Origin of the sequence: Luteibacter sp. CQ10 (assembly GCF_040900725.1) — a bacterium.
In the GTDB taxonomy this organism is placed as follows: domain Bacteria; phylum Pseudomonadota; class Gammaproteobacteria; order Xanthomonadales; family Rhodanobacteraceae; genus Luteibacter.
On the sequence record NZ_JAEUYM010000002.1, the window covers coordinates 746,377 to 772,284 of the forward strand.

24 protein-coding genes are annotated in these 25,908 nt (G+C 67.9%); 15 read left to right on the forward strand and 9 right to left on the reverse strand.

Annotated features, from left to right (window positions below; genetic code table 11):
* Positions 1–36 precede the first annotated feature (36 nt).
* The 3 genes from JNG39_RS12190 to JNG39_RS12200 are packed head-to-tail and all read right to left on the reverse strand — an operon-like array spanning position 37 to position 2,485.
* Positions 37–750 (reverse strand): LytR/AlgR family response regulator transcription factor, encoded by a 714-nt coding sequence (locus JNG39_RS12190; RefSeq protein WP_368311680.1) that lies wholly within the window; start codon positions 748–750, stop codon positions 37–39.
* Complete coding sequence (locus JNG39_RS12195; RefSeq protein WP_368311682.1) at positions 728–1,771, reverse strand: sensor histidine kinase; 1,044 nt, start codon at positions 1,769–1,771, stop codon at positions 728–730. Before JNG39_RS12195 ends, JNG39_RS12190 begins: the two co-directional genes overlap by 23 nt.
* Positions 1,772–1,816: 45 nt before the next feature.
* Positions 1,817–2,485: an alpha/beta hydrolase gene (locus tag JNG39_RS12200; RefSeq protein WP_368311683.1), complete on the reverse strand. Its 669-nt coding sequence runs from the start codon at positions 2,483–2,485 to the stop codon at positions 1,817–1,819.
* Positions 2,486–2,628: 143 nt separating this feature from the next.
* Between JNG39_RS12200 and JNG39_RS12205 the strand changes: the two genes are divergently transcribed.
* On the forward strand, positions 2,629–3,564 hold the full coding sequence (locus JNG39_RS12205; protein ID WP_368311684.1) for an alpha/beta fold hydrolase: 936 nt from the start codon (positions 2,629–2,631) through the stop codon (positions 3,562–3,564).
* Between the two features lie 107 nt (positions 3,565–3,671).
* On the opposite strand, the gene JNG39_RS12210 is transcribed toward JNG39_RS12205, so the two are convergent.
* The 5 genes from JNG39_RS12210 to JNG39_RS12230 form a co-directional block, all read right to left on the reverse strand.
* Entirely contained in the window at positions 3,672–4,754 is a 1,083-nt protein-coding gene (locus tag JNG39_RS12210; protein ID WP_368311685.1) for a hypothetical protein, read from the reverse strand.
* Between the two features lie 21 nt (positions 4,755–4,775).
* Positions 4,776–5,147, reverse strand: a complete 372-nt coding sequence (locus JNG39_RS12215) for a hypothetical protein (protein WP_368311935.1) — start codon at positions 5,145–5,147, stop codon at positions 4,776–4,778.
* Positions 5,068–6,204 carry a M56 family metallopeptidase gene (locus JNG39_RS12220; protein ID WP_368311687.1) on the reverse strand — a complete coding sequence of 379 codons (1,137 nt, stop codon included), beginning with the start codon at positions 6,202–6,204 and terminating at the stop codon, positions 5,068–5,070. Before JNG39_RS12220 ends, JNG39_RS12215 begins: the two co-directional genes overlap by 80 nt.
* A 107-nt stretch (positions 6,205–6,311) precedes the next feature.
* Positions 6,312–6,689 (reverse strand): BlaI/MecI/CopY family transcriptional regulator, encoded by a 378-nt coding sequence (locus tag JNG39_RS12225; protein WP_368311689.1) that lies wholly within the window; start codon positions 6,687–6,689, stop codon positions 6,312–6,314.
* A 111-nt stretch (positions 6,690–6,800) separates the two neighbouring features.
* Positions 6,801–8,903 carry a prolyl oligopeptidase family protein gene (locus JNG39_RS12230; RefSeq protein WP_368311691.1) on the reverse strand — a complete coding sequence of 701 codons (2,103 nt, stop codon included), beginning with the start codon at positions 8,901–8,903 and terminating at the stop codon, positions 6,801–6,803.
* Positions 8,904–9,129: 226 nt separating this feature from the next.
* On the opposite strand from JNG39_RS12230, the gene JNG39_RS12235 reads away from it, so the two are divergent.
* From JNG39_RS12235 to JNG39_RS12280, 10 genes are all read left to right on the forward strand, one after another.
* A complete protein-coding gene (locus JNG39_RS12235; RefSeq protein ID WP_368311692.1) occupies positions 9,130–11,520 on the forward strand; it encodes a prolyl oligopeptidase family serine peptidase in 2,391 nt (796 codons plus the stop codon).
* A gap of 285 nt (positions 11,521–11,805) precedes the next feature.
* Positions 11,806–11,898: a K(+)-transporting ATPase subunit F gene (kdpF, locus tag JNG39_RS12240; protein WP_368311694.1), complete on the forward strand. Its 93-nt coding sequence runs from the start codon at positions 11,806–11,808 to the stop codon at positions 11,896–11,898.
* Entirely contained in the window at positions 11,895–13,703 is a 1,809-nt protein-coding gene (kdpA, locus tag JNG39_RS12245) for a potassium-transporting ATPase subunit KdpA (RefSeq protein WP_368311696.1), read from the forward strand. Before kdpF ends, kdpA begins: the two co-directional genes overlap by 4 nt.
* 4 nt (positions 13,704–13,707) lie before the next feature.
* Positions 13,708–15,780, forward strand: a complete 2,073-nt coding sequence (kdpB, locus tag JNG39_RS12250) for a potassium-transporting ATPase subunit KdpB (RefSeq protein WP_368311698.1) — start codon at positions 13,708–13,710, stop codon at positions 15,778–15,780.
* Positions 15,777–15,977 (forward strand): hypothetical protein, encoded by a 201-nt coding sequence (locus JNG39_RS12255; RefSeq protein WP_368311700.1) that lies wholly within the window; start codon positions 15,777–15,779, stop codon positions 15,975–15,977. Before kdpB ends, JNG39_RS12255 begins: the two co-directional genes overlap by 4 nt.
* 22 nt (positions 15,978–15,999) lie before the next feature.
* Positions 16,000–16,806, forward strand: coding sequence for a TorF family putative porin (locus JNG39_RS12260; RefSeq protein WP_368311702.1), 807 nt, complete (start codon positions 16,000–16,002; stop codon positions 16,804–16,806).
* 10 nt (positions 16,807–16,816) lie between these two features.
* Entirely contained in the window at positions 16,817–17,389 is a 573-nt protein-coding gene (gene kdpC / locus JNG39_RS12265) for a potassium-transporting ATPase subunit KdpC (protein WP_368311704.1), read from the forward strand.
* A gap of 132 nt (positions 17,390–17,521) precedes the next feature.
* Entirely contained in the window at positions 17,522–20,182 is a 2,661-nt protein-coding gene (locus JNG39_RS12270) for an ATP-binding protein (protein WP_368311706.1), read from the forward strand.
* The gene (locus JNG39_RS12275) at positions 20,179–20,874 is read left to right on the forward strand and encodes a response regulator (RefSeq protein ID WP_368311708.1); all 696 of its coding nucleotides are present in this window, start codon (positions 20,179–20,181) and stop codon (positions 20,872–20,874) included. The genes JNG39_RS12270 and JNG39_RS12275 overlap by 4 nt, the downstream gene beginning before the upstream one ends.
* Positions 20,875–21,016: 142 nt before the next feature.
* A complete protein-coding gene (locus tag JNG39_RS12280; protein WP_368311709.1) occupies positions 21,017–21,376 on the forward strand; it encodes a hypothetical protein in 360 nt (119 codons plus the stop codon).
* Between the two features lie 82 nt (positions 21,377–21,458).
* Here JNG39_RS12280 and JNG39_RS12285 read toward each other — a convergent pair whose 3' ends face one another.
* On the reverse strand, positions 21,459–22,247 hold the full coding sequence (locus tag JNG39_RS12285) for a helix-turn-helix domain-containing protein (RefSeq protein WP_368311710.1): 789 nt from the start codon (positions 22,245–22,247) through the stop codon (positions 21,459–21,461).
* Positions 22,248–22,387: 140 nt separating this feature from the next.
* Between JNG39_RS12285 and JNG39_RS12290 the strand changes: the two genes are divergently transcribed.
* From JNG39_RS12290 to JNG39_RS12305, 4 genes are all read left to right on the forward strand, one after another.
* Positions 22,388–22,639: a hypothetical protein gene (locus tag JNG39_RS12290; RefSeq protein WP_368311711.1), complete on the forward strand. Its 252-nt coding sequence runs from the start codon at positions 22,388–22,390 to the stop codon at positions 22,637–22,639.
* 69 nt (positions 22,640–22,708) lie between these two features.
* Positions 22,709–23,164 (forward strand): MarR family winged helix-turn-helix transcriptional regulator, encoded by a 456-nt coding sequence (locus JNG39_RS12295; protein ID WP_368311713.1) that lies wholly within the window; start codon positions 22,709–22,711, stop codon positions 23,162–23,164.
* Positions 23,165–23,188: 24 nt separating this feature from the next.
* Entirely contained in the window at positions 23,189–24,643 is a 1,455-nt protein-coding gene (locus JNG39_RS12300) for an efflux transporter outer membrane subunit (RefSeq protein WP_368311714.1), read from the forward strand.
* Positions 24,644–24,668: 25 nt separating this feature from the next.
* A complete protein-coding gene (locus JNG39_RS12305) occupies positions 24,669–25,880 on the forward strand; it encodes an HlyD family efflux transporter periplasmic adaptor subunit (RefSeq protein ID WP_368311716.1) in 1,212 nt (403 codons plus the stop codon).
* Positions 25,881–25,908 lie beyond the last annotated feature (28 nt).

The following is a 25,908-nucleotide window of genomic DNA, read 5'->3' on the forward strand; positions in this document are numbered from 1 at the left end:
TTGCCCGGTATTGTCGCCCAATCGATGGCCCTTCGCTCAGCCGCGCAGCAGCTGGCGTACGGCCGGCAGGTTGCGTCGGCTCACTTCCGGGGTTTCGTCGCTGCCGTCGAGCCGGGACAGCACGCGGCCGTCGGCGAGGGTCTTCAATCCGAGCAGGCGATGCCGCGGCACCAGGCAATTGCGGTGCAGGCGTACCAGACGTTCGCCGTGCGCCGCTTCGAGCTGGCGCAGCGAATCGTCGATCAGGTGCGTGCCGCCCACATGGTGCACGGCGACGTATTTCTCGTCGGCCAGCAGGTAGATCACGTCGGCGAGCGCGATGCGCCATTCGCCGTTGCCGCTGCGCGCGCGCAACCATGCGTCGGGCGACGGTATCGGCGCGGACGTGGCCGTGAGCCGGGCCGCGACACGGCGCAGAGCTTCCTCGAGGCGTTCGGCGCGCACCGGCTTGAGCAGGTAATCGGTGGCGCCCAGGTCGAAAGCCTGCAGGGCATGCGCTTCATAAGCCGTGCAGAACACCACCTGCGGTCGCACGGGTAAGGCGGCGAGCCGTTTCGCCGCCTCGGTGCCGCGCAGGCCGGGCATGTCGATGTCGAGCAGCACGAGGTCGGGGTGCAACGTCGAGCACGCGGCGATCGTCGCCTCGCCGTCGGCGACGCTGCCGACGACCTCGACGTCGCCATGGTGCGCGAGCAACGCGGCCAGCCGCGTGCGCGCGAGCGGTTCGTCATCGGCGATCAGCACGCGCATGCGCCGCCTCCGGCAGGAACAGGGTGACGGCAAAGCGATCGCCGACGGTTTCGACGTGCACGCGGGCACGGTCGCCGTAGAGATAACGCACGCGCTCGCGCACGTTGCGCAGGCCATGTCCCGTGCCGGCCGGCGCGGGCGATGGCGGCAGGGGATTGTCCACGCACAGTTCCGTGCCGCCGGGCACGGCGCGCGCGACGATGCGCAGCAGGCCGCCGTCGACGCGGGGCTGGATACCATGGCGGATGGCGTTTTCCACCAGCGGTTGCAACAGCAGGTGCGGCATCGGCAACGCTTCGGAGGCTTCCAGGCGGCGCTCCACGCGCAGGCGCCCACCCAGGCGCAACGCCTCGATGTCGAGATAGCGGTCGACGAGGCGCCACTCGTCGCCGAGCGTGCCCGTGCCGTCGCGATCGTCGCCGAGGGCGGCGCGGAACAGCTCGGCGAGGTTTTCCACGGTACGCTCCGCGGCGCGCGGGTCGATGCCGACCAGCGCGGCCACGGTGTTCATGCTGTTGAAGAGGAAATGCGGCCGGATGCGGGCCTGCAGCGCGGCCACCTGCGCCTGCGCCTCCGCCGCGACGCGGGCCTGCCATTGCGCCACCACGTAGAAGTAGCGCAGCAGGCAGGCGCCGAGGAGGCCGGCCGCCAGCCCGGCCTGGAGGGTAAAGCGGGCCGGCGCCGACGGGCCGATGCCGAGTGCGAGGCCGCGGTCGATCCACTCCAGCACGGCGGCGGCCACCGCGGTCAGCGCCACCAGCAGCAGCCAGACGGCGGCGTAAGGCCAATGGCCCGGCAGCCGCTGCATCGGCGCGCGCAGCTTGCACAGCGCCACGGTAAGCAGGATCGACAGCCAGCTCGTGAACAGCACGGCCGCGCAGTATTCGCGCCAGCCGCCCGTGGCGCCGGGCGCAAGCCGCATGAGGGTGACGGTGAGCGCGCCGACCACGAGCAGCGCGAACAGCACGGGCAGGCTGCAGAAGTCGGGCAGGGGCGTGGACGGGCGCGGCTCGGCGGGCATGCGGCGGAGTATGCCGGATGCCCGTCTGCTACGGCGCGCGCCGGGTCACGCGCCGGCGAAGCGCTCCGTCAGCCAGGCGCGGATGTCGGCGATCTCGGGCAGGCTGACCTGGTGGCCCATCGGGTAGGTATGCCAGTCGATGCGGTGGCCGAGCGCTTCGAGGAATTCGCGCGACTGCTGGCCCAGCGCCATCGGCACCACCGGATCGGCCGTGCCGTGGCCCCAGAACACCGGCGTAGCGTGGTTGGCACCATGGCGCTCGGCCTCGATGGCGTCGTGCAGCGGCAGGTAGGCGGAAAGCACGAGCAGCCCGGCCAGCGCTTCGCGGTGGCGCAGGCCGGCGGAGAGCGTCATGGCGCCACCCTGCGAGAAGCCGGCCAGCACGATATGCGAGGTGGGCACCCCGCGCTCGTTCTCACGCGCGATGAGCGACTCCACCTCGGCGATGGAGGCGCGGATGCCTTCGGCATCCTGCTTGTCGGCGATGGCCAGGCCCTTGATGTCGTACCAGGCGCGCATCGGCACGCCGTTGTTCACCGTCACCGGCCGCACCGGCGCGTGCGGAAAGACGAAGCGCACGCCCGGCCACGAGGGATCGACCAGCTCGGGCACGATCGGCACGAAGTCGTTGCCGTCGGCGCCCAGGCCGTGCAGCCAGATCACCGACCAGGTGGGCGAGGCTTGGGTTTCGTGTTCGACGGTGGGCAGGGGCATGGGGGTTCGTCCGTAGTTCGACAGCCATGCATCCTAGCGGAAGCACCGGCGCGCGACGCAGCCACGGAGGAACGTCGTGATGTAACCCCACGGGATGCCCGAGCGAACCAGGGTGTATCCCCTTTTCCGGACGAGACGACGACATGAAGACCCTGGGCATCCTCGCGGGCGGCATGCTGCTCGCCGCCGCCGCGCAGGCGGCACCCCTCGTAGCCACGCATGCCAGCACCACCTACCACTACGTATCGGTGGACGGCGTGCGCATCTTCTACCGCGAGGCCGGCCCGAAGGACGCGCCCACGCTGGTGCTCCTGCACGGCTTTCCGTCGTCGTCGCGCGAGTTCGCCACGCTCTTTCCGCTGCTGGCCACGCGTTACCACCTGATCGCGCCCGACTTTCCGGGCTTCGGCCAGAGCGACGCGCCCGCGCCGGACGCGTATGCCTACACGTTCGATCACCTGGCCGAGACGACCGACGGTTTCCTCGACGCGCTGGGCTTGCGCAAGTACGCGCTCTACCTCCACGACTACGGCGGCCCGGTCGGGTTCCGCGTCATGCTGAAGCATCCCGAGCGCGTCACCGCGCTGGTGGTGTCCAACGCCAACGCGTACACCGAAGGGCTCGGCAAGAAATGGACACTGATCGGCGAATACTGGAAAGATCCCAAGGCCCATCCGGAGGTCTTCGAGACTTTCATCTCCCCCGCGGCGACCGAACAACGCCATACGGCGGGTACGTCACATCCGGAGAAATACGACCCCGACGCATGGGGCGACGAAATTGCGCATCTCGCCCGTCCCGGTCAACGCGAGATCCAGGCGTCGCTGCTCTACGACTACCGCACCAACGTGGCCGCCTACCCCGCCTGGCAGGCCTGGCTGCGCAGCCATCGTCCGCCGACGCTGGTGGTGTGGGGCAAGAATGATCCGTCGTTCATCGGTGCGGGCGGCGAAGCCTATCGGCGCGACGTGCCCGAAGCGGAGGTGCATCTGCTCGATGCCGGCCATTTTCCGTGGGAAGAGCAGGTCGATGCGATCGCCGGCTACGTGCTTCCGTTTCTCGACAGACATGTCCGCTGAGGCGAACGCCTCAGCGGAACAGGTGCGGCACGAAACCACGGGTGTTCCGCGTGATGCGATCGCCATCGCGGCCCCAGTGCGGCGGAGCGTGCGGCGTGTCGAGGGCGCTACCGGCCCCCGGCCTTGCCCACGAGCACATCGAAGGCGGTAGCCGTGTCCGCTTCGGTGAAGTTGCAGTGGCCGTTGCCCGTGGGCGGCAGGACAGTCAGCCACCGGCCATTGCCCGCGGCGCGGATCTGCTGCGGATACACGTCGTGGAACCGCGCCGGTACCGTCTCGTCGAAAACGTTCCATTGCATCACCACGGGCGTGGCCACGTGGCCGGTGAGCGTAACGTTTCGTCGGGCATACGCCATGGCGGCCGGCGAACCGGTGTAGCGATGGATGCGGCGGTTGACGTCGGCGTCGTCGCCGAAGCCTTCGTAAACCTGTTTGCGATTGTCCACGGGCATGCCGCCGGCGCGCTGTTCCAGCTCACGCAACGCCATGTAGTAGAGACCCAGGAGCGGTGGCAGCGTTTCCGGCGTTTCCTGCAGGCGCTTTTCGAGCAGGGCCGCTTCGTCCGGGCGCGTCTGCAAGGCCTTGGCGATGGCGTCCGGCGCGATCGACGGCGGTGAGTCGGGCGCCGCCAGATCGGGCAGAACGCCCGGGAACAACGCGTCGAACGCGACGAGCGGCTCGACGACGCCACGTGCCAGGAAATCGGGTGTCGATACCGTCAGGCCGCAGGTGATCATCGCGCCGGCGTAGGCGTGGGGATAGCGTTCGATGCTGGCCGCCGCCGCCAGGCCTCCGAGCGAGAAGCCATAGAGGTAGGTATGCGAAGGGCGTGCGTAGGTATGGGTGAAGTACTGGCGCAGGCGCTCGTTGTCGGCGATGGCATCCCCAACGGCCCAGCCCTGGGAGGCGTACTGGCTCTGCGCGACCGCGTAACCCTTCTTCAGGAACACGGGCGTGGCGTCGGCCGCTTCCATCGGCGTCGTCACGGGCGCGCCCACCGGTTGGTAGCCGTGCATCAGCATGACCAGGTCGCCGTTCCAGTTCGCGGGGATATCGATGCGGTAGGACGCTCCCTGCAGCGTGCCCGCGTGGACGCCCGGCGGCGCGTCGGCGGCTCTCGCGGTCGCCGTGGCGCACGACGCCCACGCGAGACAGGACAACAGGGCGTAGCGCGATGCGTGACGTTTCATGGCTTCACGGCTCCTTGGGGCTTACCAGTTCCGGGTTCCGGTGTATTGCAGGGCGCTCACCAGCGTCCCGTCCTCGTCGAGAACCAGGAGGACGGTCTCCGTGTCGTGCTGGCGTATCACGCGATAGCTGTCGGAGCCGAACTTCGTGACGCCGGTGAAGGCATACGACTGCACGGGGCCGAGATCGGCGAGGAACCGTTCGCGGAAGGCGCGGTTCTCGGATCGAACGTGGGCCAGCTCGGCGCTCATTCCCGCGCTGGAGCGCGTGTCGCTGAGAAGCAGCTGCAAAGCCTTTTCGCTGCCCGGGAAAGGCTTATTTGCCTCGATGCGGGCCGCGAGCGCGGCCTGGATCCAGGTGGCCCGGGCTGTGTCGACACGCGGCCGGTCGATCACGTCGCGTCCGTCCTGCGTCGCCACGAATCGAACGGGCCCGGCCTTGCGCATCGTCGACGAAACGCACCGTAGTCCCCTCTTTCCCCTCGACCGCGAACCGTGCGTCGCCGGTGGGCACGACATGGAAGGGATGGGGTACGGACACCTGTCCCGTGATGCCGATCGTGAGGCCGTTGCCTTCGCGCTCGACGGTAACGAGTGAGATCGGGCTGATCTCGTAGAAGCCCGTGTAGCGATCCAATACGTTGCCGGGCGGCGTCACCTGTGCCGCGACGACGGCCATGGCCGACGCCACGCATCCCAGCGTGGCGGCCGACACGCGGGCCCACCGGCCCGGCCTGCGCAGTATCTGGCGGATGCGTCGTTCGAGAAAGGACGCGGAGGCCGACATGGCCGGGAGGATCGGCGTGGCGCGCGAACGGTGCCTGCCGACGTGGAGCAGCGTCTCGCAGTACACCACGGGGTCATGCCCGTCCCGCAGGACGCGGGCGTCGCAGTCGATCTCGATGGCGCGGCGCAGCCGATGGAACTGCCACCACAGCCAGGGATTCCACGGCATGCATGCGACGACCGCCAGTGCCAGCGCGACGACTTGCGGGTCGCGAGCCGACAGGTGCGAACGTTCATGCGCGATCGCGCATCGCTGCCGATCCTTGCCGACCTGGAGCAACCATGCGGGAACGACGATGCGAGAGCGTACGATGCCGACGACCGCCGGCCCGGCGTCGCTCGCGACGAGGACGCGCTCGCCGCAAAGGCGTGCTTCGCGCCATCCGCGCTTGCGTCGTCGCAGCCATAGGCTTGCCGCCGCCATCAGGGACACCATGAAAGCCGACGTCGTCACCCAGGTCGCTTGCGCGAGCGTGTCGATGTCGACGGTCCGGGCCAGCGGCAAGGCGCCATCGACATCCAGCAACAAACCCGGTGTCGGAATCGACGTCACGTCGCGCAGGACGATTGGTGCCGGCGAACGGGTCGACCCGATGATGTCGGGAATGGTCAAAGAGCCAAAGGCGAGCGCGGTGGGCAGGACAAGCGATCCGACGAGCGCGGCCACCCATGCCCACCGCGTGACACCTCCGCGGACCCTGCCCGCATGCTCCGCCACGAACGCCGCGATGCTCAATGCCGTCGACACCAGCAAGGCATAGAGCATCCATGCGATCACCGCGAAGCGTCCTTGCCGGTATGTTCGGCCAGCAACTGCTGCAGGCGTCGTATCTGCTCGCCGCTCAGTTTTTGCTCCGTCACCATATGCGTGAAGAGCAGCTCCGCGGAACCCTTGAAGAGCTTGTCGGTCAGGTGTTGCACGGCGTTCTTGCGTGCCGCCTGCTGCTTGACGCTGGCGAAGTACCGGTGCCCGCGCCCCGCTTCCTCATGTCCCACGTAGCCCTTGGCTTCGAGGGTGCGCAACACCGTGAGCACCGTGTTGTAGGCGAGGTCGTCCGCCAGGTGTTCGCGAACCTCGGCCACGAGCGAGGGACCGTGGGTCCACAGCACGTGCATGATGTCCGCTTCCCGATCCGTGAGGAGAATTTTCATGCGCGCCCCATCCCGTCCACTACGGCCGCGATAGAGATACGCGCGCCGGACACGCTTGTCAACTATAGAACTAGTTGATGCGGCGTGCCCGGCGGTTGGAGCCCGGACGCGTTACTCGCCCAGGCCCAGTTCCGTGGCAAAGAACGTCATCGACAGCGCCGCGTTGCCCACGCGCTGGCTGAAAGGCGCGCCGATGCCGTGGCCGGCGTTCATGCGGGTGAGCAGCAGCACGGGGTAGCCCGAAGTGCTGGCGTCCTGCACGGCGGCGGCGAACTTGCGCGACTGCCACGGGGCCACGCGCGGGTCGTTGGCGCCGGTGGTGAACAGCACGGCCGGGTACCTGGTGTTCGGCTTGACGTTATGCAACGGCGAGTAGGCGAGCATCGCCTTGGCGATGGCGGGATCCTTCACCGAGCCGTATTCGCTGCGGTTGTAGGGGCCGTTGGCGAAGGCGGTCTCGTGGCGCGGCACGTCGTAGATGCCGACCATCGCCACCACCGCGCGGTACTGTTCCGGATGCTGCACGAGCGAGGCGCCCATCAGCAGGCCGCCGTTGCTACCGCCGAGGATGCCCAGGTGCTTCGTGTCGGTCCACTTCGTAGCGATCAAGGCCTGCGAGGCGGCATAGAAGTCGTCGAACACGTTCTGCTTGCGCGTCTTCTGTCCCTGTTCGTGCCAGGCCTCGCCGTATTCGTTGCCGCCGCGGATGTTCGCGTAGGCGAGCACGCCGCCGCGTTCGATCCAGGCGAGGTTCGGGCCGATGAAATTCGGCGTCACCGGAATGTCGAAGCCGCCGTAGCTATACAGGATGGTGGGGCGCTTGCCGTTGGGCGTGGTGCCGTCCATCGCGATCACGGTGACGGGGATCTTGGTGCCGTCCTTGGAGGTGCCTTCGACGCGGGTCACGCGCACCTTCGAGTAATCGGCGGCCGGTTTCACCTCGAACACCGTCTTGAGCGCACCGGTGTTGCCGTCGTATTCGGCCCAGTGCGGCGGCACGGTCCAGCCGGCATAGGTGATGAGCGCCTTGGCCTGGCCCTTCTCGGCGGCCACGCCACCGATGACGATGCCGGTGGCGGGCAGGGGCACGCGGCGCACGAAGGCGGACTTGCCGTCGTACTGGTCGGCCCACCAGTCGGGACCGGCGCTGCGCACCACGAGGAAGCCGTCGCCCAACGCGGTGACGCGCTGGATGGCGCCCTCGCCTTCGGGCAGCACATCGCTGCGCTTGCCGTCGGTATCGAAGGCCACCACCTTGCCGCGCGGCGCGCCGGCGAAGGTCACCACGAACAGGCGGTTACCCACCCAGCTCGCCGAACGCACGTCGGCGTCGTGACCGAGCAGCTTGCGGAACGCGCCGTTGCCATTGCGCAGGAACACCTCGGCCGGGCCGCCGTCGCCCTCGTTGGCGAGCAGCGCCGTGCTCTTGCCGCCGTTGCCGTCGTGGAGAACGTATTCGGCCACGTCGGAGTAGCCCTTGCCGAAGACGACGGTGTCTTTTGACGCCGGCTGGCCGAGCACGTGGTGGGCGAGGTAGGCGTCGAACTCGCGCAGGGGCTTGTCCTGAGTGGGCGCGTCGAAGCGGGCATAGGTAACGCCCTTCTCGTCGGCATCCCAGGCCAGCGCCTGCGGCGTGGTGCCGCCGCCTGCCCAGGGCAGTTCATCGGGCAAGGCCTTGCCGGTGGTCGTGTCGAGCACGTGGATGGTGGTCAACTCGCTGCCGCCCTCGGCGGTGCCGTAGGCGAGGTAGCGGCCGCTCGGCGAGGGCCAGTATTCGGTGATGGCGGTGTTGCCGTCGCCCTTATTGAGGTCGACCAGGGTACGCACCGGTCCATCGGGCCAGGCCTTCGCCACCAGCACGGGCTGCGGCTGCGGGGGCGTGTTCTCGAAATAGAACAGCGTGCCGCCGGCCAGCGTGGGCGACGAGCGCGTGGTCGAGGTGATCGCCAGCTCGCGGATGCGCGCGCTCAGCTCCTTGCCTAGCGGCGCCTTGCCGATGGTGGCTTCCGTGTAGGCGTTCTGCGCGTCGATCCACTGCTTCACGTCGGCCGCGTCGGGGTTTTCCAGCCAGCGGTAGGGATCGTTCACCGGCATGCCGGCGAGGGTTTCGGACACCATGCGCTTGGGCGTCGGCGGCGGCGTATTCGTGGCGGCGTGGGCGCCGCAGGCCACGAGCAGGCTCGCGGCGAGCAGGCGAGGGTAGAGGGTGCGCATGGGATGTCCCCGGGGAGGAAGGAGAGCCCGAGCCTAGCAAAGGGGTGACCTTCGGCACCCCTGCCGGCAGTAACGGCTACGGGAGTGAGTGCATGAGGCAGGGTGCTTTCGCCGATACGATCGGCTCCCACCCCTTCGGTAGCAAGCTTCCTACCGAAGGGGTGGGAGCCGATCGTATCGGCGAATCGAGTTATCCTCGCCGTTTTGTAACTTGCGGAATGTCCTGATGCGCGTACTCGCCGCCGCCCTCCTCACCGCCCTGTCCGCCGCACCGGCGCTCGCCGCTTCCCCGCCGCTGGACATGGAAACGATCATGGCCGACCCCGACTGGATCGGCCCCGCGGTAGAAACGCCTTACTGGAGCGTCGACGGCAGCCACGTCTACTACTCGCTCAAGCGCGACGGCAGCCCCGTGCGCGATCTCTACCGCGTGGCGGCCACCGGCGGCGCGCCGGAGCGCCTCGATCCCGCCGCCGTCGCGGCGGCCGACGGCTCGCAACCCGTGTTCGATCGAGCGCATCGCCGCGCGGCGTTCGTGCGCCATGGCGACATCTTCGTACGCGATCTCGCCGGCGGCACCACCGTGCAGGTCACCCGCAGCACCGCGACCGAGCGCGATCCACGCTTCTCGCTCGACGGCCGACTGCTGACCTATCGCAGCGGCAACGATTGGTTCGTGTGGAGCGGCTCGGGAGCCGCCGCACCGGCCGCCGTGCTGAAGACCGAGGACGATCCGAAGGTACGCAAGGACGACGACCTCAAGGAAGACCAGCAGGCGCTGTTCTCGACGCTCCGCAAGCTGCGCGGCGACGAGGACGCGATGCATGCCGATGCCGATGCGCTAGCGGCGGTCGACCCGGGCCGCGCACCGGAGCCGTTCTACCTCGGCAAAAACCTCACCGTGGCCGATACCTCGCTCTCGCCGGATGGGCGCTGGATGCTCGTGGTCACCCAGCCCAAGGACGTCGACGCGGGCAAGATCGCCGACCTCACCCATTACGTGACCGACTCCGGTTATGCCGAAAGCGAAGCCACGCGCTCCTACGTGGGCCGCAACGATCCGGCGCCGCAGTCGCTGCGCCTGCTCGACCTGCGCCGGCACCTGAGCTTCGACCTCGACACGGCATCGCTGCCCGGCATCGGCGACGATCCGCTGGCCGACATCCGTGCGAAGACCGTGGCCGCCCTGCGCAAGGACGGCAAGACCGAGCGCGCCGACGCGCTGGCTGCGCCCAAGAAGCGCCCGCTGATCGTCAATGCCGAATACAGCCCCGGCATCGTCTGGAGCGACGACGGCGGCCAGGTCGCCGTGCAGTTGCGCGCCATCGACAACAAGGATCGCTGGATCGCCACGGTGGATTTCGACCGCCATGCGCTGGTGAGCCGTCACCGCCTCACCGACACCGCCTGGATCAATTGGGACGACAACGACTTCGGCTGGCTGCGCGACGGTCGCACGCTGTGGTACCTGAGCGAGGAAAGCGGCTACTCGCAGCTCTACGTGCGCCCCCTCGACGGCAAGCCGCGCGCGCTCACGAACGGGCGTTTCGAAGTGGACCACCCCGTGCTCTCGCCCGATGGCGCCACGTTCTACGTGCGCAGCAACAAGGTGGCGCCGTACAGCTACGACGTCTACAAGGTGCCGTCGGCCGGCGGCGACCTCGCGCGCCTCACCCGCTACGAAGGCATGGACGACTTCACGCTCTCGCCCGACGGCCGCATGCTGGCGGTGCTGCATTCCTCGCCCTACGTGCCTTCGCAACTGGCGGTGAGCGGCACCGACGGCAACGGCGCGCGTGACCTCACCGACACGCTCAAGCCCGCTTACAAGGCCCATGACTGGCTGGCGCCGCGCATCGTGGAGATTCCCTCCACCCACGGCGCGGGCACGATCTACGCGAAACTCTACGCCAAGGGCAGTGCGACGGGCCGACCGGCCGTGCTCTTCGTGCACGGCGCGGGTTACCTGCAGAACGTGCACCTGTCCTATCCGGCGTATTTCCGCGAGCAGATGTTCCACAACCTGCTGGTGGAACGCGGTTACGTGGTGCTCGACATGGATTACCGCGCGTCGAAGGGCTACGGTCGCGACTGGCGCACGGCGATCTACCGGAAGATGGGCCATCCCGAGCTGGAAGACCTGCTCGACGGCAAGGCCTGGCTGGTGAAGCAGCAGGGAGTCGACGGCAAGCGCGTGGGCATCTACGGCGGCAGCTACGGCGGTTTCATGACGCTGATGGCCCTCCTGCGCGCGCCGGGTGAATTCGCGGCGGGCGCCGCCTTGCGCCCGGTCAGCGACTGGACCAGCTACAACCACGAATACACCTCGAACATCCTCAACGACCCGCAGCTCGATCCGGAGGCCTATGCCACCAGCTCGCCGATCCGCTATGCCGACAAGCTGGCCGATCCCCTGCTGATCGAGCACGGCCTGATCGACGACAACGTGCTGGCGAGCGATTCGATCCGGCTATATCAGCGGTTCATCGAGCTGCACAAGAAGAACTTCTGGATGTCGCTGTATCCGATGGAACGGCACGGGTTCGTGCATGCCGATTCGTGGTTCGACGAGTACCGGCGGATCGATGAGCTGTTCCGGGAGCGCCTGTCGCAGTAGTGGGACCGAGGCGCTGGGTTCCTGCGGAAGCAGGAATCCAGCGCCTGGCAATCGGTTTTCGCCGGAATCTCATCGGCCCGACCTGAAAATTTACGCAAACGTTACGCCTCGCCCCCACGGCGATACACCGTAAATATCCACGAAACCCAAGAATGCGCACCGTCCCCAACCGACGGACCGCAACCGTGGAATTCCTTTACGTCCTCCTCATCGTCGTGCTCACCGCCATGACGATCGGCTTCCTGATGATCTGCGACCGCCTGGGTCGCCGCTGAGGAAGCCGCCATGTCCCTTTCCTATCTGCTGGCCGGGCTCATCGCCGTGGCCCTCGTCGGCTACCTGGTCGTCGCGCTGCTCAAGCCGGAGTGGTTCGAATGAGTACCAACGACTGGATCCAAATAGCCGTCTATTTCGTCGTTCTGCTGGCGCTCGTCAAGCCCGTCGGCAGCTACATGGCGTTGGTCTTCGATGATTCGCCCAATCGCGTCACCCGGTTCGGCGCGCGCGTCGAGCGCGTGGTCTATCGGCTATCCGGCGTCGATCCCCGGCAGGACATGTCCTGGAAAACCTACGCGCTCGCCATGCTGTGCTTCAACGTCATGGGCATGCTGGCCGTGTACTTACTCCAGCGCGCCCAGGCGTGGCTTCCGTTCAACCCCGAGCACATGGGAGCGATCACTCCCGATTCGGCGATGAACACCGCGATCAGCTTCGCCACCAACACCAACTGGCAGGGCTACGGCGGTGAATCGACGATGAGCTATTTCACCCAGGCCGTAGGCCTGTGCGTGCAGAACTTCCTTTCGGCCGCCACGGGCATCGCGGTGCTCGTGGCGGTGATCCGCGGCTTCGTGCGCAAGGGTGCCGCTGCGCTGGGCAATTTCTGGGTCGACCTCACCCGCGCGACCCTCTACGTGCTGCTTCCTTTCTCGTTGCTGCTGGCCTTGCTGCTGGTATCCCAGGGTGTCGTGCAGAACGTACGCCCCTATGAGCACGCCACCACCGTGCAGGCGGTGACGTACGAAGAGCCCGTCAAGGACGCGAATGGCAACCCGGTGGTCGATGCGGGCGGCAAGCCCGTCACGCGACCGGTAACCACGCAGGAGCAGGTGCTGCCGATGGGACCGGCGGCGTCGCAAGTCGCCATCAAGATGCTGGGCACCAACGGGGGCGGCTTCTTCAACGCCAACTCCGCCCATCCGTACGAAAACCCCACGCCGCTGTCGAATTTCCTCGAAATGCTGGGAATGATCCTGATCCCCGCCAGCCTGTGCTACACCTTCGGGAGGATGGTGGGCGACCGCCGCCAGGGTTGGGCGATTCTCGCCACCATGCTGTTCATCTTCGTACCGCTGCTTGTCGGCCTGGTTTCGGCGGAGCAGGCAGGCAATCCGGCGTTCCATGGGCTAGCCATCGATGCGCACGCCTCCGCGTCGCAGAGCGGAGGCAACATGGAAGGCAAGGAAACCCGCTTCGGCATCGTGTCTTCCGGCTTGTTCGCCGCCTTGACGACGGCCGCTTCATGCGGCGCGGTCAACGCGATGCATGACTCGCTCACGCCTTTGGGTGGCCTCGTCCCGATGTGGCTCATGCAACTGGGCGAAGTGATCTTCGGCGGCGTCGGCTCGGGGCTCTACGGCATGCTCGCCTTCGCCGTCGTGGCGGTGTTCATCGCCGGCCTCATGGTGGGGCGCACCCCGGAATACCTCGGCAAGAAGATCGAGGCGCACGAGATGAAGATGGCGAGCCTCGCCGTCCTCCTTCCCTGCGCGCTGGTCGTCATCGGCACCGCCGTCGCCGTGATGTCGCCGGCAGGCGTGGCGGGCGTCGCCAATCCTGGCGCGCACGGATTCAGCGAGATGCTCTACGCGGTCAGTTCGGCGTCGAACAACAACGGCAGCGCATTCGGCGGACTATCGGCGAACACGCCCTTCTGGAACACGTTGCTGGGCATCTGCATGTACTTCGCCCGCTATCCGCTCGCCATCGCGATGCTCGCCATGGCCGGATCGCTGGCCGCCAAGCGCCACGTACCGCCCTCCGCCGGCACGCTGCCGACGCATACACCGTTGTTCGTGGTGCTGCTGGCCTGCGTGGTCATCGTGGTCGGCGCGCTTACCTTCCTGCCGGCGCTGGCCCTGGGGCCTATCGCCGAACACCTGATGTCCTCGACGGGGCACTGATCCGATGAATCATTCGACTTCCCAACGGCGCAGTTTCGATCGCGCCCTGCTCGCCCGCGCACTCGGCGATGCGGTCCTCAAATTGTCGCCACGCCTGCAGTTCCGCAATCCGGTCATGTTCGTGGTGTTCGTCTGCAGCGTGCTGACCACCCTGCTCTGGGTGCAAGCGCTGGCCGGCCACGGCGAGGCGCCCGCGGGCTTCATCTTCTGGGTGAGCGTGTGGCTCTGGTTCACCCTGCTTTTCGCCAATTTCGCCGAAGCCTTGGCCGAAGGGCGGGGCAAGGCGCAGGCCGATGCGCTCCGCGGCTCGCGCCGCGACGTGGCGGCCAAGAAGCTGGCATCGGCCGACCGGGCGGCCTCCATCGTGTTCACGCCGTCGAGCGAGTTGCGTGCGGGGCACTTCGTGCTGGTAGAGGCGGGCGACATCGTCCCGGGGGACGGCGAGATCGTCGAAGGCGCGGCCAGCGTCGACGAAAGCGCGATCACCGGTGAGTCGGCACCGGTCATTCGCGAATCCGGCGGCGACCGCAGCGCCGTCACCGGCGGCACGCGCGTGCTGTCGGACTGGATCGTCATCCGGATCACCAGCAATCCGGGGGAGAGTTTCCTCGACCGCATGATTTCCATGGTCGAAGGCGCCTCGCGGCGCAAGACGCCCAACGAAATCGCGCTGACCATCCTGCTCGCGAAGTTCACGCTCATTTTCCTGCTGGCGTGCGCCACGCTCCTGCCCTACTCGATCTACAGCGTTCAGGCCGCGGGCATCGGCAATCCCATCACCTTGACGGTACTGATCGCATTGCTGGTGTGCCTGATCCCGACCACCATCGGTGCGCTGCTTTCGGCCATCGGCATCGCGGGCATGGATCGCATGATCCGGGCCAACGTGATCGCCACCTCGGGTCGCGCGGTGGAAGCCGCCGGCGACGTCGACGTCCTGCTACTGGATAAGACCGGCACGATCACGCTGGGCAATCGCCAGGCGGTGGCATTCCACGCCGCGCCGGGCATCGACGAGCGTGAACTGGCCCAAGCCGCGGAGTTGGCCTCGCGTGCCGACGAGACGCCGGAAGGACGCAGCATCGTGACCCTGGCCGCCGGCCTGTCGGGTGGAGGCGGTCAGCACGAACGCGACGGCCGCGCCCTCTTCGTGCCCTTCACCGCGCAGACTCGCATGAGCGGCGTGGACATCGGCGACCGCCGCATCCGCAAGGGCGCGATGGACGCGGTGGAACGCCACCTCGAAGCGCACGAGAGCCACATGCCGCCGTTGGTCAAGCGCATGGCCGAAGACGTCGCGCGTCGCGGCGCCACTCCGCTGGTGGTCGTGGACGGCGCGTTGACCCTGGGGGTGATCGAACTCAAGGACATCGTCAAGGACGGTATCAAGGAGCGTTTCGCGGAAATGCGCCGCATGGGCATCCGCACGGTCATGATCACCGGCGACAACCCCCTCACGGCGGCGGCGATCGCGGCCGAGGCCGGCGTGGACGACTTTCTCGCCGAAGCCACTCCGGAAGCCAAGCTCGGGCTGATACGCGACATCCAGGCCGAGAACCGATTGGTGGCGATGTGCGGGGACGGCACCAACGATGCGCCGGCCCTCGCACAGGCCGATGTGGCGGTGGCCATGAACAGCGGCACGCAGGCGGCGAAGGAAGCCGGCAACATGGTCGACCTGGATTCCAACCCGACCAAGCTGATCGAGATCGTGGCGATCGGCAAGCAGATGCTGATCACCCGTGGTGCGCTCACCACCTTTTCCGTCGCCAACGATATTGCCAAATACTTCGCCATCATCCCGGCGGCGTTCGCGACCACGTACCCGGCGCTGGACACGCTCAACGTGATGCGCCTGGCGACGCCGCAGAGCGCGATCCTCTCGGCGGTGATCTTCAACGCGCTGATCATCGTTTTCCTCATACCGCTCGCGCTGAAGGGCGTGGCCTATCGTGCGCTCGGCGCCGGTGCGCTCCTGCGGCGCAACCTGCTCGTCTACGGTCTCGGCGGCATCGCGGTGCCGTTCGCGGGCATCAAGCTCATCGACATGCTGCTGGTCCTGCTCGGGCTGGCATGAAAGAGGTCATCACCATGCACACCGTGAAGCTCACCGTGTTCATCGAAGATTCTTCGGACGTCGACATGGAGGTCAGGCTGGCGGTCCCTCGACAGACCCACCCCACGATCGCCTCCCCCAGCGGGCGATCCGACAGCGACCCGATAGAGGGTCGCGTCGACGACGACTACGTGCTCGGCGGCTACGCCGGCATCTGACACGCACTACCCGGAACCGATCATGAAAACCCTTTTGCCGATCGTCTCGGCAGCCATCGCTTCGCTCTGCCTCACCCCTGGCGCACGCGCGCAGGATGCATCGCCAGTCACCGGAAACGTTGCCGTCGTCTCCGACTACGTCTTTCGCGGCATCACGCAGAGCTGGGCCCACCCCGCCATCCAGGGGGGCGCTGACTACGTGCATCCCTCCGGCTTCGCCGCCGGCACGTGGGCGTCCAGCGTGAGCGACAGGAGCTATCCCGGCGGATCGATGGAGTGGGACGTCTACGCGAGCTTTGGGCACTCCCTCGGAGAGGACTGGTCGTGGAGGGCAGGCATCTATGCCTACCTGTATCCCGGCGCCGACCTCCGTGAAGCCGGATTGCGGTCACGCTCGTTCGACACCGCCGAGGCGAATGCCGCCCTCACCTGGCGCAACGTCACGCTCAAGTACAACCGCTCGCTCACCGATTACTTCGCCGCCGATCGCGAACAGGGCTACACCGGCGACACCCGTGGCACGACCTACCTGCAACTCGATGCGATCTTTCCCCTCGATGCCGCATGGTCGCTCGCCTTGCACGCCGGCCGCACGCATTACCCCGCGGGGCTCGCGATGTCCCTGGCGAACGGCGCGCGCGATGCGAGCTACAGCGACTACGCCGCGACGCTCAAGTACCAGTTCGACCCGCACTGGTCGGTCAGCGCCGTGGTGACCCACGCCACCGACGGCGCGTTCTATCGACACGTGTCCAGCTTCGTCGACGCGGACGACACGCGCGACGTCGGCGGGACACGCGGGCTGGTGATGGTCCAGGCAACATTCTGAGGATACCGACATGGGCAAGCTCGTCAGGCAATGCGCCGTACTCTTTCTCTTCATGACCGTGGTAACGGGTGTGCTCTACCCCCTTATCACCACCGGCCTGGCCAGGGCGATGTTTTCCGGGGAGGCGAATGGCAGCCTCGTTCGCAAGGACGGCCGCGTCATAGGGTCCGCGCTCGTCGGCCAGGCGTTCACGGAGGCGAAATATTTCTGGTCGCGGCCGTCGGCCACGTCGCCCGGTCCCGATAACGGCGCCTCTTCGTCGGGCTCCAACCTGGGCCCGACCCATCCCGCACTGACCGACGCGGCGAAGCAGCGGATGGCCGCCTTGCGTGCTGCCGATCCGACCAATACCCGGCCGGTGCCGGTCGACCTGGTCACGGCGTCGGGCAGCGGGCTCGATCCGGAGATCAGCCCGGCGGCGGCCGAGTACCAGGTTGGGCGCGTGGCGCGGGCGCGTGGCCTGGATCCCGCCAAGGTGCGCGAGGTGGTGGCGGCGAACACGCGGGGGCGGCAGCTCGGCGTGCTGGGCGAGCCCCGGGTCAACGTGCTGGAGCTGAACCTGGCCCTCGATGGCCTGAGGTAACCGGGTTCGCCGATACGATCGGCTCTACCCTCCGGTAGGCAAGAATGTCGGCAGCCTCGCTACCGGAGGAGTGGGAGCCGATCGTATCGGCGAACAGGGCCTACGACACCGTATCAAGTAATCTGGATCCCCATGACCGACACCCGAGACGCCCGCGCCGATGCCCTGCTCCATGCGGTGTCGCATGACATCGGCCAGCGCCTGAAGGTGTTCCTCGGCGCGGCGCCGGGCGTGGGCAAGACCTTCGCCATGCTCTCCGCCGCGCGCGACCTGCGTCGCCAGGGCATCGATGTGGTGGTGGGCCTGGTCGAAACGCACGGGCGTGCGGAAACGGCCGCGCTGCTCGAGGGCATGGAGGTGCTGCCCACCCGGCCGGTGCGTTACGCCGGCCGCGACTTCCGCGAGTTCGACCTCGAAGCCGCGCTGGCCCGCAAGCCCGCCGTGATCCTCGTCGACGAGCTGGCCCACACCAACCTGCCCGGTGGCCGTCACGCGCGTCGCTGGCAGGACATCGCCGAACTGCTCGACGCGGGCATCGAGGTGTACACCGCGCTGAACGTGCAGCACCTGGAAAGCCTCAACGACCAGGTGCGCCGCATCACCAACGTGGCCGTGCGCGAGACCGTGCCCGATGCCTTCCTCGATCGCGCGCGCGACATCGTGCTGGTCGACCTGCCGCCGCGCGAACTCATCGGCCGCCTGAAGCAGGGCAAGGTCTACGTACCGGAAACCGCCGCGGTGGCGCTGGATGCGTTCTTCTCGCCGACCAACCTAGCCGCCCTGCGCGAACTGGCGGTGGAAACCGTGGCCGCGCACGTGGACAGCGACCTGCGCGAGCACATGCTCGCGCGCGGCGGCGCCATGCCGGTTCGCCGTCGTTGCATGGCCGCCATCGACGGGCACGCGCAGAGCGAATACCTCGTGCGCATCGCACGGCGCATCGCCGAGCGGCGCGGCGCCCCGTGGAGCGTGGTGTTCGTCGATCGCGGCCATACCGACCCCGAGCGCCGCGAGCGGGTGGATGCCGCCATGCGCCTGGCCCGCCGCCTGGGCGGCGAGTCGGTGATCCTGCGCGGTCACGCCGTGGCCGACGAACTGCTCGCCTGGGCCGATCGCGAGGGCGTGGGCCAGATCATCGTGGGCCGCACGCGCGAGCGGCCCGTCGCCCGCCGCCTGGGTTATTCGCTCACCCAGCAGCTGTTACGCCGCGGTGCCCACCTCGAACTGACCATCGTCGCCACGCCCACCGAGCGGGCCCGCTCGCGTCGGCGCATGCGCCTGGCCGGAACCATGGGGGCGAAGCGCGAGTACCTCTTCGCGACGGGCGCCACGGCCGTGGCGATGGGCCTGTCGTTCGTCGCCGACCGGTTTCTTTCGGTGGCCAACCTCTCGTTGATTTTCCTCACCGCCGTGCTCGCCGTGGCGGTGCGCACGCGCATGGCCGTGGCGGTGTACACGGCCCTGCTGTGCTTCCTGGGCTACAACTTCTTCTTCGCGCCACCGCGCTACACGCTGGCGATCGCCAACGCCGACGACGTGCTGGCGGTGGTGCTGTTCCTCGCGGCGGCCCTGGTATGCAGCCGCCTCGCCACGCGGCTGGCGGGGCAGGTGGCGTCGTTGCGCGCGGCGCAGGTGCGCGGCCGGGCCCTCATCGCACTGGGCCAGCAACTGGCCACCAGCGCGGATGGCGACGGCATCCGCGCCGTCGGCGCGCGCGCCCTGAGTCGCACGCTCGACGTCGACGTGGCCGTGCTGGCCCGCGACGCGGCGGGCCAGCTGGTCGTGGTCACGTCCTCGCCCGGCACGCTGGAACTGTCCACCCAGGATCGCGCGGCCGCCGACTGGAGCGAGGTGCACGCCGAGCCGGCGGGCCGTTACACCGACACGCTCAACGCGGCATCGTGCTGGATGGTGCCGCTGGGCAACGAGCAGCAGCGCCTGGGCGTGGTCGCCTTGCGTTTTCCGGCCGAGGTGCGCGAGCCCGATGCCGACCGGCGCGGCCTCGCGCTGGCGATGGTGCAGGACATCGGCCAGGCGCTGGAACGCGCGCGCCTGGCCAACGAACTGGAGAGCGCCCGCGTGCAGGGCGAAACCGAGCGCCTGCGCAGCGCCCTGCTCTCGTCGGTGTCGCACGACCTTCGCTCGCCGCTGGCCTCGATGATCGGCTCGGCGGGCACGCTGCTGAGCTACGAGGCGCAACTGCCCGCGGACGAGCGCCGCGACCTGCTGCAGGCCATCCTCGGCGAAGGCCAGCGCCTGGATCGCTACATCCAGAACCTGCTGGACATGACCCGCCTCGGCCACGGCACGCTCCAGCTCCATCGCGACTGGGTGGACGCGGGCGAGATCGTGGCGGCGGCCGTATCGCGCATGCGCAAGCTGTTCACCGACACCCGGGTGGACGTCACGCTGCCGCAAGACACGGTGCTGCTGCACGTGCATCCGGCGCTCATCGAGCAGGCGCTGTTCAACATCCTGGAGAACGCGGCGCGCTTCTCGCCGCCTAACGAGGCGGTGCGCGTCATCGTCCGCACCGAGGCGGGCCGCCTGCTGGTGGACGTGGCCGACAGGGGGCCGGGTATTCCCGAAGACGAGCGGGCGCGCATCTTCGACATGTTCTACTCCGTGTCGCGCGGCGACCGCGGCAAGCAGGGCACGGGCCTGGGCCTGGCCATCTGCCGCGGCATGATCGGCGCGCACGGCGGCAGCGTGGAGGCCTTGCCGAACGTGGGCGGTGGCACGACCATTCGCGTATCCCTGCCCTTGCCGCCCCCTCCCGACGACACGCCATGAACCCCACCGCCCCCCGCGTGCTGGTGATCGACGACGAAGCCCAGATCCGCCGCTTCCTCGACATCGGCCTGCGCGCCGAGGGTTACCAGGTGCTGCTCGCCGCCACGGGCGAGGAAGGCCTCGGCCTCGCGGCCACCCAGTCGCCCGACGTGGTCATCCTCGACATCGGCCTGCCCGATCTCGAGGGCCACGACGTGCTGCGTGAGATCCGCGGCTGGAGCACCGTGCCCGTGGTGATGCTTTCGGTGCGCGATGCCGAAAGCGAAAAGGTGAAAGCGCTCGATGCCGGGGCCAACGATTACGTGACCAAGCCGTTCGGCATCCAGGAATTGATGGCCCGCCTGCGCGTGCTCCTGAGGCAAAGCGCGAAGGGCGGTGAGCCGGAGGCGTCCGTTCGCTACCGCGACGATCGCCTGGAAGTGGATCTCGCCCGTCGCGAGGTGACGCTCGACGGGCAACCCGTCTCGCTCACGCGCAAGGAATTCGCGGTGCTCTCGCTGCTCGTGCGGCATCCCGGCCGCGTGGTGAGCCAGCAGCAGATCCTGCGCGAGGTCTGGGGCGCCACCCATGTGCAGGACACGCATTACCTGCGCATCGTGATGGGCAAACTGCGCCAGAAACTCGGCGACGATCCCTCGACGCCGCGTTGGTTGAAGACCGAAGCCGGGGTGGGATATCGCTTCCCGGCGTGACGCACGTCACGCGGCACGGCATCTTCACGGATTTTCAGAATAGTCTGATTCCACGCCTTTCGTCCGTCCTCCACTCTCCGCTTCCGATACGGGGAATCCGCGAGGGCAGACGATGGAATCGCTTCAAGACGGACTCAGGCGCATGCCACGGCTCACCGGGCTGATCGTTTCGGCCTGCCTGTTCACGCCCGCGTTCGCCGCCGTCGTCGACTGCGGCGAAGAACACTTCGTCAGCGGCGAGCATCGCATGCCCACCTATACCGAGGCGTTGGCGCAATGCCGTGCGGAAGAGGCCGCGATGACAGACCCGGCGAGCGGCACCTACACCCGTGCCCGCTCCTGTTACGACGCCGGCACCCCGGGAGAGTACGGCCCGTGGGCGCACGGTCGCGTCGCCATGGACGTGGTCGACCGACGGACCGGGCAGGCGGCCACCTTCGAGTCGCTGTGGATGTGCAAGCCGTCGGTCGCTCGCGATGAGGTGGGCGCCGTCGTGGATTGACGGCGCTATGGACGATTTCGACGATCCACGCTGGTCGTCGCGGCATCGGCGGTACGTGACGGCCGTCGATGCCGCCTTTTCTTCAGGCCGAGGCCTGGCGTGCGAGGTAACGCCCCGGCGAATCGCCGAAGGCCTTGCGGAACATCGCCACGAACGCGCTGGGCGTGGCATAGCCGAGTGCGTCGGCCACCACCGCCACGGGCTCGCCAACCGCCAGGCGTTCCAGCGCGCGGGTGAGGCGTGCCTGCTGGCGCCATTGCGCGACGCTCCATTGCGTTTCCTCGCGGAACAGTCGCGTGAGCGTGCGCGTGGACATGCCCGCCCAGCTCGCCCACTCGTCGATGCCACGCGTGTCGTCGGGATTCTCCAGCATCGCCATGGCGATGCGGCGCAGGCGGCGGTCCACCGGCATCGGCAGGTGCAGCTCCTCTTCCGGCGCGCGGCGGATCTCGTCGAGCAGCACGGCGAGCAGTCGTTCGCGTTCGGGCGTGGTCTCGCTGTCCAGCGGCCAGCGCGCGGCGCGCTTGATGATCTCGCGCAGCATGTCGTCCACGCCGATCACGCAGGGTTTGTCGGGCAGGCAACCCGCGATCGACGGTGCGATGAACACGCCCCAGGCCAGGCTGGGGCCCGCGATGCTCACGGTGTGCAGCTCGCCCGGCGGCATCCAGCCCGCGCGGCGCGGCGGGAGCAACCAGGATCCACGCTCGGTGCGCGAGACGAACACGCCCTCCTCCACGTAGTAGAACTGCCCGCGCACATGGCGATGCCACTCGGTTTCCTTCAGGGGAATCTCGCCGCGCGCTTCGTAGCAGATCAGCGGCGGACCGTCCGGGCTTTCCAGGAGTTGGTGGAGGCGCTCATCGTGCATCTTGGCCCATCCTCGACATAAGTTGGCCGGATAACGTTATCAGGCCTTTACCTATCACGGCTAACATTTGCTTCCCCAAGTAACTGCCCCGTGCGGCGTCCTGACGGCCGTGCAAGGGGCAACCGACGCCGGAGGTCCCCATGATCCGTCTCGTCACCACCGACTTGTCTGAAGCCACCGAGGGGCGCGAAGCGGGCGATGCCCTGGTCACGTTCGTGGCCTGCGCGCATGCCATGCTCGACCCGGGCACCCCCGAAGACCGGCTCCGCAGGCTGGAACCGCGCCTGTTGGCGCAATTGCCCACCCTGCGGGCGCTGGGTGTTTTCGAACTGTTCGACATAAAGGATCCGGCCCTCGCCGCGATGCTCGCCGACGAAAACCTGAATATGTAGAAACCTGAACTATTCGAACCCCGTATATTTGCCTTGACAACTATATTTCGGGCAATAGAATATGCGGCCATGAACATGTATTGCCCCCAGCCGGACGGTCGCGAAAGCCTTGGTGCCCTGATCGGCATGGTTCGCAGCGAGATCGTCCGCGCGATCGAGACGGACCTCGCCTCGCAAGGGGCCGACCTCAAGTTCACCCAGTTCCACGTGCTCAAGCGCCTGGCCGCCTGCGGTCCGATGACCGCCACCGAGCTGGCCCGGGCCGTGGATCTCGACGGCGGTGCCATGACCCGCCAACTCGACCAGCTCGAATCGAAGGGTTACCTGCGCCGCCAGCCGCACGAACAGGACCGGCGCGCCCTGCGCATCGAACTGACCGAGGCGGGCGAGGCGCTGTGGAAGCACCTCTACGAGAGCAACACCGCCACGCTCGAGCGGGCGCAACGGGGCCTGTCGGCCACCGAGCGCGAGCAACTGCACGATTACCTGGGGCGCGTGCTCGACGCGCTTCGCGACAAAGACTGAACCCACACGTTCGAGGCAAAACGCATGCGTCTGCACACTCTCGTGGCGGCCGTCGGGGCCGCATTGATCCTTTCCGGCTGCGTCACCAGCCGTGGACTGGATCCGCAGGGCAGGCTCACCGACCCGTCCACGCTCCATGCCGAGCGCAGCTTGGCCAAGGTGTCGCCGGCCAACTGGCCCGCCGCCGACTGGTGGACGGGCATCGGTGACGCCCAGCTCAGCGGGCTGATCGAAGAAGCGCTCAAGGACAATCCGGACCTCGTCACCGCCGATACGCGCGTGCGCCAGGCCCAGGCCCAGGTCGACGCGGCCAACGCCGGGCGCGGCCCGGACGCCAGCGTGGGCGCGGGCGTGGCCGGCGCGCATCTGCCGGGCACGCTGTTCCCCGCGCCGCTGGGCAACCACTTCTCCTGGACCAAGTACGGCTACGGCAACTTCAGTTGGGATATCGACCTCTGGGGCGGTAAGCGCGACGCATGGGAAGCGGCGGTCGGCGCGCAGCACGCGGCCGAGATCGACGCCCGCGCGGCGCGTATCGAACTGTCCACCAACGTCGCCCGCGCGTACGTGCAGCTGGGTTATGCATTCACCCAGATGGACGTCGCCAGGGCCGAGCTGGATCGCAGTCGCGCCTCGCGCGACCTGACGCGCCAGCGCGTCGCCGCTGGCGTCGACAACCAGATCCAGGTCAAGCAGTCCGACAGCGAAGTGGCGTCGGCCGAACGCGAGATGGCGGTGGCCCAGCGCGCCATCGACGCGTCGCGCAGCCAGCTCAGCGTGCTGCTCGGCAAGGGCCCGGATCGTGGCCTCGACATCGCGCGCCCGGCCACCCTCAACCCGACCGCCGTCGCGGTGCCCGCCAACCTGCCGGCCGACCTGCTCGGCCATCGCGCCGACCTCGTCGCCGCGCGCTGGCGCGTGGAGGCCTCGTCGAAGGACATCGCCGCAGCCAAGACCGAGTTCCTGCCCAACGTCAGCCTGGGCATCCTCGCCGCGCAGGTCGCCGGCGGGTCGAGCAACCTGTTCAACTCGCGCGCCCGCTTCTGGCAGGTGCTGCCCGCTTTCAGCCTGCCGATCTTCGACGGCGGCCGCCTGCGCGCGAACCTGTCGAGCAAGGACGCCCAATACGACCTCGCCGTGGCCCAGTACAACAAGATCCTGGTCGGCGCGCTCAACGAGGTGGCCGACGATCTCTCGGCGCTGGATTCGGTCGGCACTCAGCTCCAGGCGCAGCAGCGCGCCCGCGATGCCGCCCAGCAGGCCTACGACCTCGCCCAGCAGCGTTACAAGGCCGGTGTCGGCAGCTACCTCGACTCGCTCGTGGTGCGCCAGCAACTGCTTGAATCCGAGCAGCGCCTGGCCTCGCTCCAGGCGCAGCAGGTCGATACCTCCGTTCAACTGATCCAGGCGCTCGGCGGCGGTTTCCGCCCCGAGGCGGGCGACCAGCCGGTCGCTTCGACGGCGCCGGAACACCACTGATCACAGTTACCCAAGGCAGCTAACGATGTCACAAGAAACCACCGCCCCCGCCGGCGCCGTCGTCGCGCCGCCCCCGAAGAGCCGTCGCGGGTTCTTCCTCAAGCTTCTCGTCGTGCTGATCGTCATCGCCGCGATCGCCTGGACCGTCTGGTATTACGTCGACGGCCGCTGGTACGAGGACACCGACGACGCCTACGTCAACGGCAACGTCGTGCAGATCACGCCGCAGATCGCCGCCACCGTGCTTTCGATCACCGCCGACGACGGTGACCTCGTGCACAAGGGCGACGTGATGGTGAAACTCGACGACAGCGACGCGAAGATCCAGGTCGAGAGCGCCCGCGCCGAGCTGGCCAACACCGTGCGTCGCGTGCGTGGCCTCTACAACAACGTGAGTTCGGCCCAGGCCGATGTCTCGGTTCGTCAGACCGCCGTCGATCGCGCCCGTGCCGACTACAACCGTCGCCGCGACCTCGCGAAGTCGGGGGCCATCTCGGCCGAAGAACTCTCCCACGCGCTCGACACGCTGACCTCCGCCGAAAGCAGCCTGGCCTCGGCCAAGCAGAGCTACAGCACCAGCAAGGTGCTGGTCGACGATACCGTGGTCGCTTCGCATCCCGACGTGCGCGCCGCCGCCGCCAAGCTGCGTAACGCCCTGCTCGAAGAAGCGCGCACCGTGATCGTGGCGCCGGTGGACGGCTACGTCGCCAAGCGCAGCGTGCAGCTCGGCCAGCGCGTGCAGCCGGGTGCGGCCCTGATGGCCGTGGTGCCGCTGCATGAAGTGTGGATCGACGCCAACTTCAAGGAAACGCAGATGGAGCACATGCGCATCGGACAGCCGGTGGACGTCACCGCCGACCTGTACGGCAGCAGCGTGGTGTACAAGGCGAAGATCCGCAGCCTGGGCATCGGCAGCGGCAGCGCGTTCTCGATCCTGCCGGCGCAGAACGCCACCGGCAACTGGATCAAGATCGTGCAGCGCGTGCCGGTTCGCGTGGTGTTCACCGATCCGAAACAGCTCGACGAGAAGCCGTTGCGCCTGGGCCTCTCCACCAAGGTGACGGTGTCGCTGCACGACCAGAACGGCCCGCTGCTGGCCAAGCAGGCGCCGACCCAGCCCGAGTTCTCCACCGACGTATATGAACAGCGCCTTGCGGGCGCCGACGCCGAGATCGCCAAGGTGATCCACGAGAATGCGTCGGCCGGCGAAGGCGAGCAGGAAAAGGCGCCGAAGTAAGCGCGTGACCGGGGTGCGGCGCATGCCG